Source organism: Streptomyces monticola (genome assembly GCF_042665355.1).
GTDB classification, from domain to species: domain Bacteria; phylum Actinomycetota; class Actinomycetes; order Streptomycetales; family Streptomycetaceae; genus Streptomyces; species Streptomyces monticola.
In genome coordinates this window covers 16,722-34,259 of the sequence record NZ_JBHTCF010000023.1, presented here as the reverse complement: position 1 = coordinate 34,259, position 17,538 = coordinate 16,722, and the positions used below count along the sequence as shown (strand labels likewise).

The 17,538-nt window shown below is 73.1% G+C and carries 14 protein-coding genes; 4 read left to right on the top strand and 10 right to left on the bottom strand.

What is annotated here, in order from left to right:
• Positions 1–56: 56 nt before the first annotated feature.
• The 3 genes from ACFQVC_RS36115 to ACFQVC_RS36105 form a co-directional block, all read right to left on the bottom strand.
• On the bottom strand, positions 57–1,148 hold the full coding sequence (locus ACFQVC_RS36115; RefSeq protein ID WP_381838722.1) for a LacI family DNA-binding transcriptional regulator: 1,092 nt from the start codon (positions 1,146–1,148) through the stop codon (positions 57–59).
• 169 nt (positions 1,149–1,317) lie between these two features.
• On the bottom strand, positions 1,318–3,657 hold the full coding sequence (locus ACFQVC_RS36110) for an ATP-binding cassette domain-containing protein (protein WP_381838720.1): 2,340 nt from the start codon (positions 3,655–3,657) through the stop codon (positions 1,318–1,320).
• 184 nt (positions 3,658–3,841) lie between these two features.
• A complete protein-coding gene (locus tag ACFQVC_RS36105; RefSeq protein WP_381838718.1) occupies positions 3,842–4,900 on the bottom strand; it encodes an LLM class flavin-dependent oxidoreductase in 1,059 nt (352 codons plus the stop codon).
• Between the two features lie 165 nt (positions 4,901–5,065).
• On the opposite strand from ACFQVC_RS36105, the gene ACFQVC_RS36100 reads away from it, so the two are divergent.
• Positions 5,066–5,752, top strand: a complete 687-nt coding sequence (locus ACFQVC_RS36100; protein ID WP_381838716.1) for a maltokinase N-terminal cap-like domain-containing protein — start codon at positions 5,066–5,068, stop codon at positions 5,750–5,752.
• 63 nt (positions 5,753–5,815) lie between these two features.
• On the opposite strand, the gene ACFQVC_RS36095 is transcribed toward ACFQVC_RS36100, so the two are convergent.
• Positions 5,816–8,428, bottom strand: coding sequence for a GH36-type glycosyl hydrolase domain-containing protein (locus ACFQVC_RS36095; RefSeq protein WP_381838714.1), 2,613 nt, complete (start codon positions 8,426–8,428; stop codon positions 5,816–5,818).
• A 293-nt stretch (positions 8,429–8,721) separates the two neighbouring features.
• Here ACFQVC_RS36095 and ACFQVC_RS36090 point away from each other — a divergent pair, with 293 nt between their 5' ends.
• Complete coding sequence (locus ACFQVC_RS36090) at positions 8,722–9,210, top strand: phosphatase domain-containing protein (RefSeq protein ID WP_381838712.1); 489 nt, start codon at positions 8,722–8,724, stop codon at positions 9,208–9,210.
• A gap of 178 nt (positions 9,211–9,388) precedes the next feature.
• Here the strand turns inward: ACFQVC_RS36090 and ACFQVC_RS36085 are convergent, their stop codons facing one another.
• Positions 9,389–9,613, bottom strand: coding sequence for a dodecin (locus tag ACFQVC_RS36085; protein ID WP_381838710.1), 225 nt, complete (start codon positions 9,611–9,613; stop codon positions 9,389–9,391).
• A 278-nt stretch (positions 9,614–9,891) separates the two neighbouring features.
• On the opposite strand from ACFQVC_RS36085, the gene ACFQVC_RS36080 reads away from it, so the two are divergent.
• The gene (locus ACFQVC_RS36080) at positions 9,892–11,145 is read left to right on the top strand and encodes an extracellular solute-binding protein (protein WP_465270602.1); all 1,254 of its coding nucleotides are present in this window, start codon (positions 9,892–9,894) and stop codon (positions 11,143–11,145) included.
• A gap of 121 nt (positions 11,146–11,266) precedes the next feature.
• Here the strand turns inward: ACFQVC_RS36080 and egtD are convergent, their stop codons facing one another.
• The 5 genes from egtD to ACFQVC_RS36055 all read right to left on the bottom strand — a co-directional run bounded on the left by egtD (position 11,267) and on the right by ACFQVC_RS36055 (position 16,334).
• Entirely contained in the window at positions 11,267–12,226 is a 960-nt protein-coding gene (gene egtD / locus ACFQVC_RS36075; protein ID WP_381838708.1) for an L-histidine N(alpha)-methyltransferase, read from the bottom strand.
• The gene (gene egtC, locus ACFQVC_RS36070; RefSeq protein ID WP_381838706.1) at positions 12,223–13,059 is read right to left on the bottom strand and encodes an ergothioneine biosynthesis protein EgtC; all 837 of its coding nucleotides are present in this window, start codon (positions 13,057–13,059) and stop codon (positions 12,223–12,225) included. The genes egtD and egtC overlap by 4 nt, the downstream gene beginning before the upstream one ends.
• Before the next feature lie 3 nt (positions 13,060–13,062).
• Positions 13,063–14,436, bottom strand: a complete 1,374-nt coding sequence (egtB, locus tag ACFQVC_RS36065) for an ergothioneine biosynthesis protein EgtB (protein ID WP_381838705.1) — start codon at positions 14,434–14,436, stop codon at positions 13,063–13,065.
• Positions 14,433–15,719: an ergothioneine biosynthesis glutamate--cysteine ligase EgtA gene (egtA, locus tag ACFQVC_RS36060; protein ID WP_381838703.1), complete on the bottom strand. Its 1,287-nt coding sequence runs from the start codon at positions 15,717–15,719 to the stop codon at positions 14,433–14,435. The genes egtB and egtA overlap by 4 nt, the downstream gene beginning before the upstream one ends.
• A gap of 183 nt (positions 15,720–15,902) precedes the next feature.
• On the bottom strand, positions 15,903–16,334 hold the full coding sequence (locus ACFQVC_RS36055) for a type II toxin-antitoxin system PemK/MazF family toxin (protein ID WP_381838854.1): 432 nt from the start codon (positions 16,332–16,334) through the stop codon (positions 15,903–15,905).
• 98 nt (positions 16,335–16,432) lie between these two features.
• On the opposite strand from ACFQVC_RS36055, the gene ACFQVC_RS36050 reads away from it, so the two are divergent.
• Positions 16,433–17,536, top strand: a complete 1,104-nt coding sequence (locus ACFQVC_RS36050) for a glycosyl hydrolase family 18 protein (RefSeq protein ID WP_381838701.1) — start codon at positions 16,433–16,435, stop codon at positions 17,534–17,536.
• Positions 17,537–17,538: the final 2 nt, after the last annotated feature.

Here is a 17,538-nt window from a genome sequence, read left to right as displayed (position 1 = left end):
TCCGCGTCCGCGTCCGTGGTCCTGCGTCTGCCTCTGCCTCTGCCCGTGGTGGCGGCTCACCGGACGGCTCCGGCGTCCTGGCGCTGCGGCTCGCCGCCCGCCGGTTCCGGGCAGCCGCAGGAGCCCCGGGCGAGCAGGGTCACCGGCAGCACGTCGCGGGTCGCCGCTTGATCGGGATCCCTGATCCGCGCGAGCAGCCGCCGCACCGCCGTCCGCCCGAGCTCTTCGAAGGGCTGGCGCATCGTGGACAGGGCCGGGGAGGTGTACGCCCCGGCGGCGATGCCGTCGAAGGAGACGACGGCCAGGTCTTCGGGGACCCGGATGCCCAGCTCGGCGGCCGCCCGCAGCACTCCCGCCGCCTGTTCGTCCGAGGTCACGAACAGCGCGTCCACGTCCCGGTCACGGGAGAGCAGCGCAAGCCCGGAGCGGTAGCCGTCGAGGCGGCCGAACGAGCCGTGCAGCAGGGGCGCCGCGTCCGGGCACGCCTCCCAGCCGGTGCGCCCGCCCGAACCCGTACCGGCCCTGAGGCCCGCGTCGGTCAGGGCGGTGCGCCAGCCGGTGACCCGGTCCACGGTCGGATGGATGCCGACCGGGCCCGCGATACAGCCGACGCGGCGGCGGCCGTGCGCCAGCAGATGTGCGGTGGCCGTCCGCGCGCCCTGTGCGTTGTCGACCAGGACTTGCGAGGTCTCCACGCCGTCGAGCGCCCGGTCGAGGACGAGCCGCGGCACGCGCGAGCGGGCCAGTTCGGTGCGCCAGGGCCGGTCGCCGTGCGAGGGGATCAGGACCAGGCCGTCGACCTGCCGGTCCAGGAAGGTGCGCAGATACCCGGCCTCGCGGCCCGCGTCGTCGACGCTGTTGCCGACGAGCAGGGTGTACCCGGCGGCCCACGCGTGGTCTTCGAGGGCCCGCGCCAGCTCGGCGAAGAAGGGGTTGGCGGCGTCGGGCACGACGAGCCCGAGCGTCATGGTCTGGTTCATGCGCAGGGACCGGGCGACGGCGTTCGGCCGGTAGCCGAGCTCCGCGACGGCGGAGAGCACCCGTTCCCGGGTGGCGGGTGCGACGGACCGCGGCCCGTTGTTGAGTACATAGCTGACGACGGACGGGGAGGTTCCCGCGAGCCGTGCCACGTCCTGCCGAGTTGCCATCCTGCGGGCTCCCGCCGTCGGTGGGGTCGGAGTCGGTCGGTGGTCGGACGTAGTCGTACGAAGGCTGAACTCATGGCGGCGCAACACGAGTTGGCAACTCGTGTTGCGGCAGGATTATGGGAAGCAACCGTCGCAACCACAAGACCGCGACATCGGCCAGATGCGGTGCCTACGCGAGCGCGCGTGCCAGATAGGGCGCCGTGCGGCTGTCCGCCGCCCGTGCCACCTCCGCCGGCGGCCCCGCCGCCACGATGTTCCCGCCGAGGTCACCGCCGCCGGGGCCGAGGTCGATCACCCAGTCCGCGGCCGCGACGACCGCCATGTCGTGCTCGACGACCACCACCGAGTGGCCCTCGTCGACCAGGTCCTGCAACTGCCGCATCAGGACCTCGGTGTCCGCCGGGTGCAGGCCCGTCGTCGGCTCGTCCAGGAGGTACACCGTGTGGCCGCGCCGCACCCGCTGCAACTCTCCGGCCAGCTTGATGCGCTGGGCCTCGCCGCCGGACAGCTCGGTCGCGGGCTGGCCGAGGCGCAGATAGCCGAGGCCCACATCGAGCAGTGTCCGCAGGCTGCGGGCGACGGACGGTGTGCCGGCGAAGAACTCCGCCGCCGCCTCCACGGTCAGATCGAGCACCTCGGCGATGGTGCGCCCGTGGTACGTCACTTCGAGGGTCTCGGGGTTGTAGCGCGCGCCCGCGCAGTCCGGGCAGGGGGTGTACGTACTGGGCAGGAAGAGCAGTTCGACGCTGACGGAGCCCTCGCCCTGGCAGGTCTCGCACCGGCCGCCCGCCACGTTGAAGGAGAAGCGCCCGGCGCCGTAGCCACGCTCTTTCGCCGTGTCCGTGGCCGCGAAGACCTTGCGTACGACATCGAACAGGCCCGTGTACGTGGCGAGGTTGGAGCGCGGTGTGCGCCCGATCGGCTTCTGGTCGACGCGCACCAGGCGGTCCACCCCGTCGAGCTCCTCGGTGATCTCGCCGACGAGCGTGGACTTGCCCGACCCTGAGACACCGGTGACGGCGGTGAACGCGCCGAGCGGGAACTCGGACGTGACCCCGCGCAGGTTGTGCCGGGTCACCGGGCCGGCCTTCAACCAGGCCCGTGGCGCGCGCACTTGGCGTACGGGCGCGGGCTCGCGGCCGAAGAGGAAACGGCCCGTGGCCGATCCGGAGACCTGCGCGAGCCCGTCCACGGGGCCGCTGTGCAGCACCTGCCCGCCGTGTTCACCGGCTTGCGGCCCCACGTCGACCAGCCAGTCCGCGTGCCGTACGACATCGAGGTGATGCTCCACGACGAACACCGAGTTGCCCGCCGCCTTCAGCCGGTCGAGCACCGTGAGCAGGGCCTCGGTGTCCGCCGGGTGCAGTCCAGCCGACGGCTCGTCCAGGACGTACACCACGCCGAAGAGCCCCGAGCGCAGCTGTGTGGCGAGCCGCAGCCGCTGCAGTTCGCCCGCGGAGAGCGTGGGGGTGGCCCGGTCCAGGCTCAGATAGCCGAGGCCCAGCTCGGTCACCACCTCGATCCGGGCGAGCAGGTCACAGGTGAGCACCCGCGCGGTCTCGTCGCCGTCCGCCGCACGCAGCAGCCGTGCCAGCGCGGTCAGCGGCAGCGCGGCGAGCTCGGCCACGGTATGGCCCGCGAAGGTCACCGCCAGCGCCTCGGGGCGCAGCCGGCTGCCGCCGCACACGGCGCACGCGGCGCTCTCCAGGAACTGTTCGGCCCTGGTCCGCAGAGTCTGGCTCTTGGACTCGGCGAAGGTCTTCATCACATAGCGGCGGGCGCTCATGTACGTGCCCTGGTACGGGCGTTGGATCCGTCCCGCGTCCCGCACCGGGTGCACCGTGACGACCGGCTGCTCGTCGGTGAACAGGATCCAGTCGCGGTCCTCCTGCGGCAGTTCGCGCCAGGGCCGGTCCACGTCGTGGCCGAGGGCGTCGAGAACATCGCGCAGATTCTTGCCCTGCCAGGCGCCCGGCCAGGCCGCGATGGCGCCCTCACGGATGGACAGCTCGGGCTCCGGCACGAGGAGCGCCTCGCTGGTGCGGTGCACCCGGCCGAGGCCATGACACTCCGGGCAGGCGCCCGCGGCCGTGTTCGGCGAGAACGCGTCGGAGTCGAGCCGCCCGGCGCCCGGCGGGTAGTCGCCGGCGCGGGAGAACAGCATCCGCAGCGAGTTGGACAGCGTGGTGACGGTGCCGACCGACGACCGGGACGTCGGCACGGAACGGCGCTGCTCCAGCGACACGGCGGGCGGAAGGCCGCTGATCTCCCCGACCCTGGGCGCCCCCACCTGGTGGATGAGGCGGCGGGCGTACGGCGCGACCGACTCGAAGTAGCGCCGCTGCGCCTCCGCGTAGATCGTCCCGAAGGCGAGCGAGGACTTCCCCGAACCCGACACCCCCGTGAACGCCACCAGCACATCCCGCGGAATGTCCACGTCGACGCCCCGCAGATTGTGCTCACGGGCGCCGCGGACGCGGACGTACGGATCGTGGGGGCTGCTCGGCACGGGTTTCTCCGCGGGGCTCGGGGGACAAACCCCACGATTCTAGGTGCCTGCGGTTTCCGCGAGCGGGGCGGGCTCCGCGGGAAGTCCGGTATGCCACCCGAGGGTGCGTCGTGGCTGGTCGCGCCCCGCGGCGGAGCCGCATATCGACACAGCCCCGCGCCCCTTTGGGGCGCCCCGGAGCCCCTCAGAGTCCCGCCGGTCCCGCCGGTCCCGCCGGTCCCGCCGGTCCCGTCAGGCCCGCCAGGCCCGCCAGCTCCGCGAGCCGTCGATAGGAGTCGAGCATCTCCCCGCGGTCGTACGTCGACGTCGTCACAAGCACCTCGTCCGCGCCGCTCGCCGTGATCAGCTCTTCGAGCGCCGCCGCGACCTCCGCCGCCGTGCCGTGGATATGGCCGCGCAGGCCCGACTCGTAGAACTCACGCTCCTTCGGCGTCAGCTCCAGGCGGTCGATCTCGGCGGCGGAGACCAGCGGCGGGAAGGCGCCGTGCGTCCGCGAATAGGCCATCGACCAGGCCTCCGGCATCAGCAGCCGGTGCGCCGCCTCCGTGGTGTCCGCGACCGCGACATTGCCCGAGACCACGACATACGGCTCGTCCGCCCACACCGAGGGCTTGAAGCCGTCGCGGTAGCGGTCGATCGCGGCCAGCATGCGGTCGCGGCCGCGCAGATCGCCGATCACCAGCGGAAGCCCGGCGTCTGCCGCGATGTCCGCGCCCTCGCCGGTCGCGAGCACGAACGGCGGGATGCGCAGGCCTTCCGCCGGGTGGGCGTGCACCTGCGGGTGGGCGGTCTGGTCGCCGGTGAGATGGCCGAGGAGCTGGCGCAGCTGCGCCGCGAAGTCCTGGGCGTCCTTGCCGTCCCGGCCCAGTGCCTTGCGGATACCGCCGGTGAACCCCACCGAGCGGCCGAGGCCCATGTCGATACGGCCCGGGTACAGCGACTCCAGGACCCCGAACTGCTCGGCCACGACCAGGGGTTGGTGATTAGGCAGCATCACACCGCCGGTGCCGACCCGGATCGTGCGTGTCGCCGCGGCCACACCGGCGGCGAGGACCGTCGGCGCCGAGCCGGCGACGCCGGGCACGCTGTGGTGCTCCGAGACCCAGAAGCGGTGGTAACCGAGCGCCTCGGCCTGCTGCGCGAACCGCACCGTCTCGCGCAGGGCGGTGGGCGCGTCCTGTCCCTGCCGGGTGCGGGAACGGTCCAGGACGGAGAAGCGGGTCTTCGAGAGCACTGAGGTCACATGGGGTTCAACGCTCCCGGGCGGCCAGGATTCCCGGCGACGGAGATCGCGGACGATTTCCGGGAGTCCGGGAGCCCGGGAGCCCGGGAGTCCGGGAGCCGGGAGCCCGGCAGTCCGAGTCGGTATCCGGACGAGGCGGGCGCGGCCGGTGGCAGGATGCGGCCCATGGCCTTCATCCACCACACCACGCTCACGCCCAGCAAGCTGGAGCTGCTCACCACCTGGCTGCCGACCAGGCCCTGGTACCGGCCCGCCGGGCAGCAGCCCGTACTCGCCAAGGCCGGTGGCTTCCGGCTCGACGACCCGCAGGGGGAGGTCGGTATCGAGTTCATGGTCGTCACCGACACGTCGGGGGAGCGGCCGCGGACCCTGCTGGCGCCGCTGAGCTATCGCGGTGCGCCCCTCGACGAGGCCGACGACGCGCTCATCGGCACCACGGAGCACGGTGTGCTCGGACGGCGCTGGATCTACGACGGCCTGCACGACCCGGTGCTCGTGGGGCAGCTGCTCGCGCTCGCCACCGGCGCTGCCGTGGCCCAGAAGCAGGGCGTCAGCGACACCCCGGAGCCGGCCGTAGTGACCTCCTTCGCCGACGCGGGGCACCCGGAGGCGAGCGGTGACATCGAGGTGGCCGAGGTGACCGACGGGCCGGACCGCACCGCCGTCGTCGTGGCGGACAAGGGCTCGGGGCGGCGGCTCGTCATCGAGGTCCAGCGCGTGCTGAAGGCCCAGGAGCCCGGTGCGGAACCCACGCCTGCGGGACCGGGCATCGGCCAGGTCACCGCCGAGTGGGAGCTCGCGGACGGCGCGACGGCGCGTGGCCTGTTCGCGGCCGTCCACGACTTGTCGTAGCGGCTGCCCGGCCGGGTCCTACGGAGCCGTCTCAGCGACCGCCCGGCCGGGTTCCACGGTCCTTCAGGCGCCGCCGTTCCCGCCTCCGACGCGGAACGGTGTGCGCCGTCCAGGGCCCACCGGCACCCGGAACCGCACCATCCCGTCGGCCACGCGGGCCGGTGCGGGCGCACCGTCGACGGTCACCCGCACCGCCCTCGCGTCCGCCGCCCCGTCCGCCGCCGCCCCGCTCAGCCCGGACGGCAGCCGCACCTCGACCGTCACCGACTCCGTGGCGAGGGCGCCCAGTTCGCCGCCGACCTCTTCGGCGCCGTACCGCACCGACAGCAGTCCGCCGTCCCAGCGCCAGCCCTCGAACGGCAGCAGCGGGTCGATGCGCAGCCCGGCGGCGGTGGGGGTGACGCCGGACAGCCACAGGGAGGCGTTGAGGGGTTCGGAGTGCGGGAACAGGATCTGCACGGGCCAGGCCTGCATGGAGAACAGGCTCTCCTCGGCCCAGGTCTCGCCCGCGCGGTCGTCGTGCGACGGCAGATACGCGTCGGGCCCCGACCACACCCCGAACCACACCTCGGGATAGGTCTCGGCGTGGTGGGCGAGGGTGTTGTCGCGCAGTTCGCGCCAGCCCTCGGCGGGATCGACGGTGGCCAGGCCCCAGGCGAGCGTGGAGTTGATGGCGGGCCACTGGCCGCCGCCGACGGTCGGGGTGTGGCCCTCGCCGCCGGCGCCGAAGATGCGGGTGGCGTACGGGTCGGAGCAGCGGGACCGGATCTCCTGTACGAGGGTCGCCGCGCGCTCCGGGCCGAGGACGCCGGTGAGCAGCGCCCAGGGCTGGGGTTCGAGGAACAGGTCGAGGTGGCCGGCCTCCGTCTCGTGGTCGGCCCAGCCACGGTTGACGTGCGTGCCGCGCCAGGAGGCGCGGACCGCGTCCGCGAACGCGTCGGCGCGCTCGCGGACCCGCTCCGCGATCGCCAAGTCCCCGTGGTAGTCGGCGAGTTCGGCGAAGCGCCGGAGCACATGCACGGCCATCGCGGTGTTCAGGGTGGACTCGGACTCCTCCCAGGCGCGGTCCACGGGCACATCGGACTCGGTGACGACCATGTCGTTCCAGTCGCCGAGCCGCATCTTGATCAGCCCGTGCGGGCCGGTGCCGACGGTGGTGAGCAGATGGTCGAGGGCGCGCAGGCAGTGGTCCCAGACAGGTTCGGGCCGGGTGTAGGGGGCGGGCCAGTACGACACGGACTGCCGCAGAAAGGCCCGGTCGCGGGTGGCGAGGACGTACTCGGCGACCAGCCAGAGCAGCCACAGGTCGTTGTCGGACGGGCACCACAGCAGATGCTCCCAGGCGCCGCTGCCCACTTCGGCGTAGGCGATCTCGCCCTCGGGAGTGGTCTCGGCCATGGTGAACCGGGCGGCCTCCGCGGCGAGTTCGGGGGCGAGCCACACCAGGGGCAGGGCGTGCTGGACGGTGGCGCGCGGGCCGGCGTTGAAACCGCCCAGATACTGGTAGGCGCCGCCCTGGGAGAGCGTGTGGGCCCGGAAGCCGTGATGGTAGGTGGCGCCGGAGCGTACGTAGTAGGCGCCCCAGGCGAGTTCACGGCCCAGCCACGGGTCGCGGCCGAAGTCCACGGCGGGCAGGGCGCGCCGCCAGGCCGCGCGGGTGGCGTCGTACAGCGCGGCCGGGTCGTCGCCGAGCCGGGCGATCTCGTCGGCGAGTTCGGCGGGCGGGGCCGCTCCGTAGCCGAAGCCGAGCACCCGCTGCTCGCCGGGGGCGAGTTCGAGGTCGGTGGTGAGCAGGAAGGCCGTCTCCTGGCCCGCGGCGCCGGGGGCGAGCGGACGGTTCGGCGGGTCGAGCAGCGCGTCGGGCGCGGTCCGGCCGCCCGCGCCGTACACGTCGCTGTGCGCGGCCGCCCAGCCGTCGACCCGGGTGCCGAGCGGTACGCACACCACGTCCGGCTGGGTGCGCGATGTGCGGCCCGGCGGGAACGGGATCTCGTGCGAGAGGCGCCCTCGCGGATGCCGGGCCACCAGTGCCCCGAGCCGCGCGTCCCAGTCGGCGCCGTAGCCCGAGTAGAGCAGGAACGACGAGCCGTCCCTGCGTGCGGCCCGGTCTCCGCCGACCGGCACCAGGTCCAGGTTGTGCAGCTGCACCCCCCACTGCTCGCCGTGCCGCAGCCTGCGTACGCGGTCGCTTTCGTTGCGTACGACGACATACGAGGCGAGGAGACGGCCGTCGCCGAACGGCGCGAACACCACCCGGTCGAGGGTGAGGCCCGCGTGCCGTACGACGACGCGCAGCGAGCCGCAGCCGAACTCCCGCTCCACCTCGGCCTGCTGGGGCAGATCCGGGTGGTACGTCGACCAGGTGTCGCCCGAGTCGCGGTCCAGGAGATACGACACGCCGCCCGCGGAACGGCCCTCCTGCGGGCGGTGCTGGTTGATCCAGCGCGGCCCGTGCTCGTGCGAGTACAGCTGCACCCAGCCCTCGTTGGTGCCGATCGCCACGATCCGGTCGTTGCCCAGCTGGTGCCAGTGCAGGCGTGAGGTGCCGGACTCGTGCGTGTCCCACTCGGCGCGCGGATCGGTGCGCTGGTCGAGGGTGTAGGCGAAGGCGGGCAGACCCGCGTCGTCGATCCAGTGACCGAAGATCCCGCCGTGCGGGTCGTGGGGTGTGCTCATGGGGTCAGCTTGCCCGCCGCGGGCCGGGTGCGCGGCGCGGCTTGCTCCACGTGGCGCCGGGTCGGCGGCGGGGCGCGGGGCGGGACACGGCTTCCGGGCCGAGCGGCGCTGCGGTGGCGTTCCGGGGCAACCGGCCGCGGTCAAGGGCGAGTTCGGACAGGCTGTGACGCGACCCGTGCCGCCCGGGGCCGACCGGAGAGACCGAGCAGGTCCTGTGGGCCGTGCCCGGTGTGTACGGGCACCCCCACCCCCACCCGCGCGCCGGGCCGTGAGCCGCTGGCTAAGGTGGTCCGATGGACGACGTCTCCCGGCCACTCGCCGTGTTCGACCTGGACAACACCCTCGCGAGCACCGCGCACCGCCAGCACTTCCTGGAGCGCAAGCCGCGCGACTGGGCCGGGTTCTTCGCCGCAGCCCCCGATGATCCGCCGCTCGCGGAGGGCATCGAGCTGGTTCTGGGCAGCGCCGGGGAGTGCGAGATCCAGTATCTGACCGGCAGGCCCGAGCGCTGCCGCGCGGACACGAGTGCCTGGCTGGAGCGGCACGGACTGCCCGCGGGCCGCATCTGGATGCGTCGTGACAACGACCGCAGACCCGCCCGTCACACCAAGCTGGAGGTGCTGCGCAGGCTGGCCCGCGGCCGTGAGGTGCGGATGCTCGTGGACGACGACGAGCTGGTGTGCGACGCGGCGGAACAGGCGGGCTTCACGGTCGTCCGCGCCCTCTGGGCCAGCCCCTCCTCGGCCCTGAAGGACGCCCAGGAGCGGGACGGCCGTACTTGAGGGTTGGGTTCGCCGTGCCCCAAAGGGGCGCGGGGCTGCGTCGATATGCGGCTCCGCCGCGCTGGGGGTACCCCCAGCGGTAGCTGGGGGAGTGATCAGCCACGACGCACCCGCGCGTGGCCGGGAATCTGCGCGCGGGGCACGAGCCGTGGCTCCGCGCGCGGACCCGTGCGGTGCCTCAGGAGGCGGAGTCGCCGTCTTCCAGGCGGAAACCGATCTTCAGGCCCACTTGGTAGTGCTCGATGGCGCCGTCCACGATGTGCCCGCGCACCTGCGTGACTTCGAACCAGTCCAGGCCGCGGAGCGTCTCCGAGGCGCGGGAGATGCCGTTGCGGATGGCCTGGTCGACGCCTTCGTGCGAGGTGCCGACGATCTCGGTGACCCGGTAGGTGTGGTCGGACATGGAGGTGGCACTCCTTTCGCGTGGTGCCTCCACCGTGCCCCAGGCGGCCCCGGCGCGCGAGGTGGACGACGCCCCCGATCCCGTAAACCCGGCCCTCACGCCCGGACCCGCGTACCGGGACTTGGCCGGTGCAGGCCTTGACCAGACCATTGGTACACACCAAAATCCACAGCCTCACCCGCACAAGCGGCCGCGTGCGTACGACGCGCACATGAAAGCCCCCGCTTTCCCCCCACGTCGGGCGATCCTCCCGTGTCTGCACACCGAAGGTGACCCACGTGAACAAGCGCCTCCTCGCCACCTGCCTGGCCCTCCTCTGCACCGTGCCGCTCGGCGGCTGCGGAATGCTGTCCACGGAGGAAGAGCGTGACACCGTCACCGTCTGGCTCATGCGGGACAGCGCGACGGACGCCTTCGTCGCCCGGTTCAAGGAACAGTTCGAGCGCGACTACGTCGACCTCGCCCTGGACATCCGTATCCAGGAGTGGACCGGGGTGGGGAGCAAGGTCTCCGCGGCACTCAAGAGCGAGGACGCCGCCGCCCCCGATGTGATCGAGGTCGGCAACACCCAGGTGGCGCAGTACGTCGACGAGGGCGGGCTGCTCGATCTGTCCCTGGAGTCCATGCGCGACTGGGGCATGGACGACTGGCTGCCGGGCCTGGCCGCGCCCGGCAGCGTCCACGGCTCGCAGTACGGCATCCCCTGGTACGCCGCCAACCGCGTCGTCGTCTACCGCAAGGACCTGTTCCGGGCCGCCGGCCTGGAGCGCCCGCCCACCTCGCGCGACGAATGGCTGACGTACACCGAACGCCTCAACTCCGGCGGAAAGCAGGGGATCTACCTCGCCGGACAGGACTGGTACACGCTCGCGGGGTTCATCTGGGAGGAGGGCGGCGAGCTCGCCGAGGAGAACGGCGGCCACTGGGAAGGCACCCTGCACAGCCCCGCCGCCCTGCGGGCCATGGACTTCTACCGGCGGCTGCAGGCCCTGGGCAAGGGGCCCAAGGACGCCGACGAGGAGACCCCGCCGCAGACCGGGGTGTTCGCCGAGGGCGAGGTGGCGCAGCTGATCTCCGTTCCGGGTGCGGCAAAGGTCATCGAGGAGAAGAACCCCGAACTGAAAGGAAAGCTGGGCTTCTTTCCCGTGCCGGGCGAGCGGCAGGGGCGCCCCGGCGCGGTCTTCACCGGCGGCTCCGATCTGATCGTGCCCGAGCGCAGCGACCAGCCGCGCGGCGCCGTCGCCGTCGTCGACGCGCTCGCGGGCGCCGAGTGGCAGACCGAGCTGGCCCGCGCCATGGACTACGTACCCAACAAGACCACCCTCGTCGGCGCGGTCGCGGGTGAACCGGGCGCGGCGGCGATGGCGAAGGGCGCCGCCCGCGGCCGGGCCACCCCGAACTCGCCGCGCTGGGCCGCCGTCGAGGCCGACAACCCGATCAAGCGGTACATGACGGCGGTGCTCACCGGCGGCGATCCCGCGCGGGCGGCCCGCAAGGCGTCGGACGCGGTGACCAAGGCGCTGGAGGAGTAGCCGCGGCAAGCGGGGGATCGCGAGGGATCGCGGGGGTGCCCGTTGTGCGGCGGGCACCCCCGTTCACCGGACCGGTCAGCGCACCGGACGGACCCTCAGCGCCGAAGCCGCATCCGCGCCCTCAGGCACGTGACAGCGACAGGGCGAAACGGCCCTCCTCGTCCGTCCACCAGTGCGTCAGGTCGAGGCCCGCCGCGGCGAGTTCGGTGCGTACCCCGTCCTCGCGGAACTTCGCCGAGATCTCCGTACGCAGCTCCTCGCCGGCCGCGAAGTCCACCGCCAGATCGAGCTCACGGATCTTCACGGTGGCATCGGACTCGGCGCGAAGGCGCATCTCCATCCACTCGCGCTCGGCGTCCCAGCGGGCGATGTGCGTGAAGGACTCCGGCTCGAAGTCGGCGCCCAGCTCGCGGTTGATGACGTGGAGCACGTTCTTGTTGAACGCGGCCGTCACACCCGCCGCGTCGTCGTAAGCGGCCACCAGGGTCGCCTCGTCCTTCACCAGGTCGGTGCCGAGGAGCAGCGCGTCGCCGGGGGAGAGCAGGGAGCGCACCGAGGCCAGGAACTCGGCGCGCTCGGCGGGCAGCAGATTGCCGAGCGTGCTGCCGAGGAACGCCACGAGCTTCGGCCCGTCCGTCGCCGGCAGTGCCAGGGGCGCGGTGAAGTCGGCGATCAGTGCGTGCACCGTGAGCCCGGGCGTGCGGGCGCGCAGCGCCTGGCCCGCCTGCCGCAGTGCGGTCTCGCTGACGTCGACGGGCACATAAGTGCGCAGCGACGACAGCTCGTCGATGAGATGGAGGGTCTTGCACGAGGTGCCCGAGCCGAGCTCGATGAGGGTGCGCGCCTGTGTGGCTTCGGCGATCTCGGCGGACCTGGCGAGCAGGATCTCGCGTTCGGCGCGCGTCGGGTAGTACTCGGGCAGCGCGGTGATCTGCTCGAACAGGGCGCTGCCACGGGCGTCGTAGAACCACTTGGGCGGCAGGCTCTTGGGAAGCCGGGTCAGGCCCTCGCGCACATCGGTGCGCAGCGCGGCGCCGGTGGCGTCCTCGGGCAGGGTGCGGGTGAACTGCAGCGTGCTCACGCCATGGGCTCCTTGACGTCTTCGGACAGCGCGCCGGGCGCCGCCTGGGAGGTGGATGCGGGGCCGGTCGCGCCGTGCGGCTCGGGCTCCTTGAGCGGGGTCAGCAGTACGTCGGTGCGGCTCGCGGCGAGCAGCGTCCGGTCGGGGACCTCGTGCCAGTGCGGATCGTCGTCGTACGGCTCGGAGGCCACGACGGTGCGCCCGCCCAGGGGGTCGGTGCGGTACCAGAGGGTGTCGCCCCAGGCCGTGGCGGCGATCGTCTCGCCGTCGGTGAGGAGCAGGTTGAGGCGGGACCCCGGGGCCGCCGCCGCGACCTCGGTGACGGTGTCGGCGAGGGCCCCCGGCGCCTCGTCACCGGAGCGCAGCCGGTGCAGGACGAGTGCCCAGACGAGCGCCGAGTCGCAGCGTGCCTCCAGGGCGAGCAGTTCGTCGGCCGGCAGCGAACGGGCGAGTCCGGACAGGGACCTGGGCCAGCCGGTGACCGCGCCGTTGTGGCTGAACAGCCAGGGCCCGTAGGCGTACGGCGCGGCCGCGGCCTCCCCGTCCGCGCCCGACAGGGTCGCGTCGCGTACGGCGGCGAGCACCGCGGAGCTGCGCACCACCCGGGCCAGATCGGCGAAGGACAGATCGGCCCAGACGGGCCCCGGGCGGCGGTAGCGGGCGGGCAGCGGATCGCCCTCGGCGTACCAGCCGACCCCGAAACCATCGGCGTTGACGGTGCCGTGCCGCTGGTGGCGCGGCGCCCACGACTGGACGTACAGGCTGTGCGGAGGCTTCAGGAGCAGCTCCCCGAGCGCCTCGGGCTCGCCGAGGAAAGCGATATGACGGCACATCGGCTACCGACTCCCCTTTCCGCGGTGTTCCTCGGCGCTCGCGTCGCGCGCGGTGCGGAACCCGGAGAAGATCTGCCGCCGCACCGGATAGTCCCAGTTGCGGAAGGTGCCGCGGCAGGCCACCTTGTCGACGGCGAACGAGCCGCCGCGCAGCACCTTGTGGTCACTGCCGAAGAAGACTTCCGAGTACTCGCGGTACGGGAACGCGACGAACCCCGGATAGGGCAGGAAGTCGCTGGCCGTCCACTCCCACACGTCCCCGATCAACTGGCGTACGCCGAGCGGCGACTGCCCCTCTTCGTACGCCCCGGCCGGTGCCGGGCGCAGATGGCGCTGGCCCAGGTTGGCGTGTCCGGGGCCCGGGTCGGCGTCGCCCCACGGGTAGCGGCGCGAGCGGTCCGCGGCCGGGTCGTGCCGGGCCGCCTTCTCCCACTCCGCCTCCGTGGGCAGCCGGCGCCCCGCCCAGCGGGCATAGGCGTCCGCCTCGTACCAGCTGACGTGCAGCACCGGCTCGTCGGCCGGCACGGGCTCGGTCACCCCGAACCGCCGCCGCAGCCACTGCCCGCCCTCGCGGCGCCAGAACAGCGGTGCAACCAGGCCGTGTTCGCGGATGTGGGACCAGCCCGCCGGGTCCCACCAGCGGGCGTCGTCGTAGCCGCCGTCGGCCATGAACTCCAGATACGCCCCGCAGGTCACCGGGGCCGTGTCGATCCAGTACGCCGCCACGTCGCGGCGGTGTGCGGGCCGTTCGTTGTCCAGGGCCCACGGCTCGGTGGAGGTTCCCATCGTGAACTCGCCGCCGGGAACCAGGACTTCGGCGGCCGCGGGCGGGCTCGCCGGAGGTCCGGGGTCGGGGGCGGTCAGGGCCGCGGGGCCGCGGCGCAGCTGATGGGTGATGAGCATGGTCTCGTCGTGCTGCTGCTCATGCTGCGCGATCATGCCGAACGCGAAGGCGGCATCAAGGAGGCGTGAGCCGCGCAGCGGGCTGCCCGCCAGGACGTCCTCGACCCGGCCGCGCACCTCCGCCGCGTAGTGGTGCGCCTCCGTGGGGGAGAGCAGCGGCAGCGCGGGACGTTCGGCACGCGGGTGCTCGAACGCGTCGTAGACGGAGTCGATCTCGGGCCGCATGGCCGTACGCCCGGCGACGGCCCGCAGCAGCCACTGCTCCTCCTGGTTGCCGATATGGGCCAGGTCCCACACCAGCGGGGACATCAACGGCGAGTGCTGTGCGGTGAGTTCGGCCTCGTCCACGCAGGTGGTGAGCAGCCGGGTGCGCTCCCGTGCGGTGGTGAGCGCGGCGAGCGCGCCGGCACGGAGCGCCTCGGGATCCCGGTCGTCGGGGCCGAGGCCGGCCACGGGTGCCTCGGGATGCGTCAAGGTGTCCTCCCGTTGACTTCGTCGAGCAGATCGTCGGCGGGGCAGCGGCCCCGGGCGACATGGCGCTCGGTGAACGTGCCGACCGCGTCGACGACGGCCGTCGTCGCCCCCTGTCGGTGCAGTGCGTCCAGGGCGGCGGCGAAGCAGTCGGCGGCCGCGTCCTGCAGCTCGGGGTCGGCCAGACCGTGCCGCGCCGCGTCCAGCCACAGCGGGCTGCGCGGCGCGGGCGCCCGGTGGCCGCCCAGTGAAGTGGTGCGCTCGGCAAGGGGTTTGACCGTGCGGTAGGCCCGCTCGGCCGCCTCCGGGTCGTCGAAGAGCGCGGCGGTGACGGCCAGCGGCACGATCCAGCCGTCGTCGCCCGGCTGAGCGTCCACCATGCGCAGCTCCAGATGTCCCCGCGGGCGCACCGGCGGGAACAGCGTCGTCAGGTGGTAGTCGAGGTCGTCACGGGTCGGCGGCCGGGGCAGCACACCACCGCGCAGCCAGTCCCGGAACGTCACCTCCTCCGGCACGAGCCAGGGCTCCTGCGGAGTGCGTACGCACATCACGGGGGAGTCGAGCACATGCCGGGTCCAGGCCGTACGGGGCTCCTCGCCGTCCGGCGGTGCGGAGCTGCGGCCCGGCTCGATCGCCGCCCATACGGCCTGCCGGGTGGAGCGCCAGCCGGTGGGGCGCCCGCCGTCGAGCGGGGAGTTGGCGAACGCGGCGACCAGGACCGCCCCGAGCAGATGCGCGAGGTGCCAGCGCCGCCCGTGGCCGAGCGGGCCCGGCTCCTCGTAGCCGGCGTCCAGACAGATCTGCACGGACGCCGTGGAGCACATCATGGAACGGCCCGCGGGCCCTGTGCGGTCGAAGTAGGTCTCCATGGCGACGTAGCGCGCATCGTGCAGCAGGCGCTTCGGCGGATGCCAGGGGTCCTGGCCGAGACCGGTGAGGCCGAGTCCCAAGCCGGCTAAGGCGGCGCGCACTTGGGCGAGATCGGCGCAGACGGAGGCGATGCACTCCGGGAGAGACGCGGCGGGCAGGGAGCTGAGCTCCAGCTGGCCGCCGGGTTCGACCGTGAGGGCCGAACTCAGGGGCAGGGTGCGCAGTGCGGCGACGGCCGCGGCGCGCCGGTCGGGCGCTACGGGGAGCTGCGGGGCGCCCAACTCGTGGACGAACCACTCCAGTTCCACTCCCACCGTGGTGGGAGGGCCGGTCTTGAAGCAGATGCCGTGGACGAGGGCAGCCACCTCGTCCTCGGTCGCGGGCGGGCCGTAGTCGGTACAGTCGGCCTCATTCATGGCCGGATCCTCCTGTTCGAAGACCGATACTGCGGCCTGGGGCCCCTGCCGTCCGGTCCGGGACCCGCAGACACACCCGTCCACCCAAAACCCTCACCGTCGTCCGCACAAGACCGCCCCGCGTCCGCTTCATGGTGCTCGGCCCACGGTCACCGGCGGATCACCGGACGTTCACTCCCGCGCTCACCGCCAGCCGTACCGCTCGCGCAGCCGCAGCACCACCAGGTTGAACCGCCCGCGGTCCAGGGCGCAGGCCTCACGGCGCATACCGCGCTCGTGCACCCGCAGGACCCGGTCGAGGTCCACCCACGAGTCACGGCCCGAGGCGTCCCACGGACCGCTGCCGAGCGCCACCCACTCCCGGTCGCCCGAGTGCTGCTTGCTCGACAGCTGCACGCCGAGGAGCGTGCCGGCGCGCTCGCGGGCCACGATCAGCACCGGACGGTCCTTGCCGCGGCCGTCGTTCTCCTCGTACGGCACCCACGTCCAGACGATCTCGCCCGGGTCCGGATCGCCGTCGTGCGCGGGCGCGTACTCCGTATGGACCACGCCCACTTCGCGCGGCTCGGCCTCCACGGTCGCCGAAGGGCCGCAGCGGCCGGGGACGTCGGGCATCTGCAGGTCATCGCTGTAGGCAGTCACGCGGGTCAGGCTAGGACCTGTACGGAGCAGCCCGCAGGGCGGGGCGGGCGCGTGGCCCGCAGGCTCGGTCCATGGCACGACGACGCACCGCACACCGGACCCACGCCCGCGCCCTCGGCATGATCGGCGCCGCCGCCCTCGCCCTCACCGCCCTCGCGCCCGCCCATGCGACGGACCGTCAGAAGGGCCCCGACGACACCGCCGCCCCGCGCCCCGCCCGTACCGTCTCCGGCTGGCTGCCCTACTGGGAGCAGGAGGCCGCCTACCGCACGGCGCTGCGCCACAAGGACCAGCTGCACACCGTCAGCCCGTTCTGGTATGAGGCCAAGTCGGCGGGGCGGATCGCCGCGCACGGCGGCGCGGGGGAGCGGCGCGTCATCGACGGCCTGCACCGCGCGGGCATCAAGGTCGTGCCGACCGTGCACGAACAGCTCGGGCCCGGGGTGCTCGCCAGGATCATGACCCGCAAGCAGAGCCGCGCCGCGCACATCCGCGCCCTGGTGGCCGTCGTCCGCAGCCGTGCCTACGACGGCATCGACATCGACTACGAGTCCATCGCGTCCACCGGCAACGCCACGTACAAGCAGGTGCGCGCCGGATACGCCACCTTCATCGACCAGTTGTGCCGCACCCTGCACGCCATGAACAAGCAGTGCGTGGCCACCGTCTCACCGCAGGCCCGCGGCAACGGCCGGATCTGGGACTACCGCAGGATCGGCGCCGCCGCCGACCGGATGCGGATCATGGCGTACAACATGCACTGGGAGGGCGGCCCGCCGGGACCGCTGTCCTCGCCCGACTGGTACGACGACATCCTGCGCCGCGCCACCGCCCTCGTCCCGCGCCACAAGCTGGAGATGGCGCTGCCCGGCTACGGCTGGGACTGGCCCGTCGGGGGCAAGGGCAGGGACAAGGCGGAGACCCGGCACGTCACCTCCAAATCCGCCGAGCGACTGCGCCGCAAGGTGGGCGCCAAGTACCGCCTGGACCCGGCATCGCGTACGCCCTATTTCCATTACAAGGACGGCAAGGTGCGCAGAACGGTCTGGTACCAGGACGCCCGCGGCACCGCCGCGCACCTTCCCGTCCTGCGCAAGTACGGCGTCCGCAACACCGCCCTGTGGGCCCTGAACTTCGAGGACCCGCAGCTGTGGCCGGCGCTCGCGAAGGGGTGACG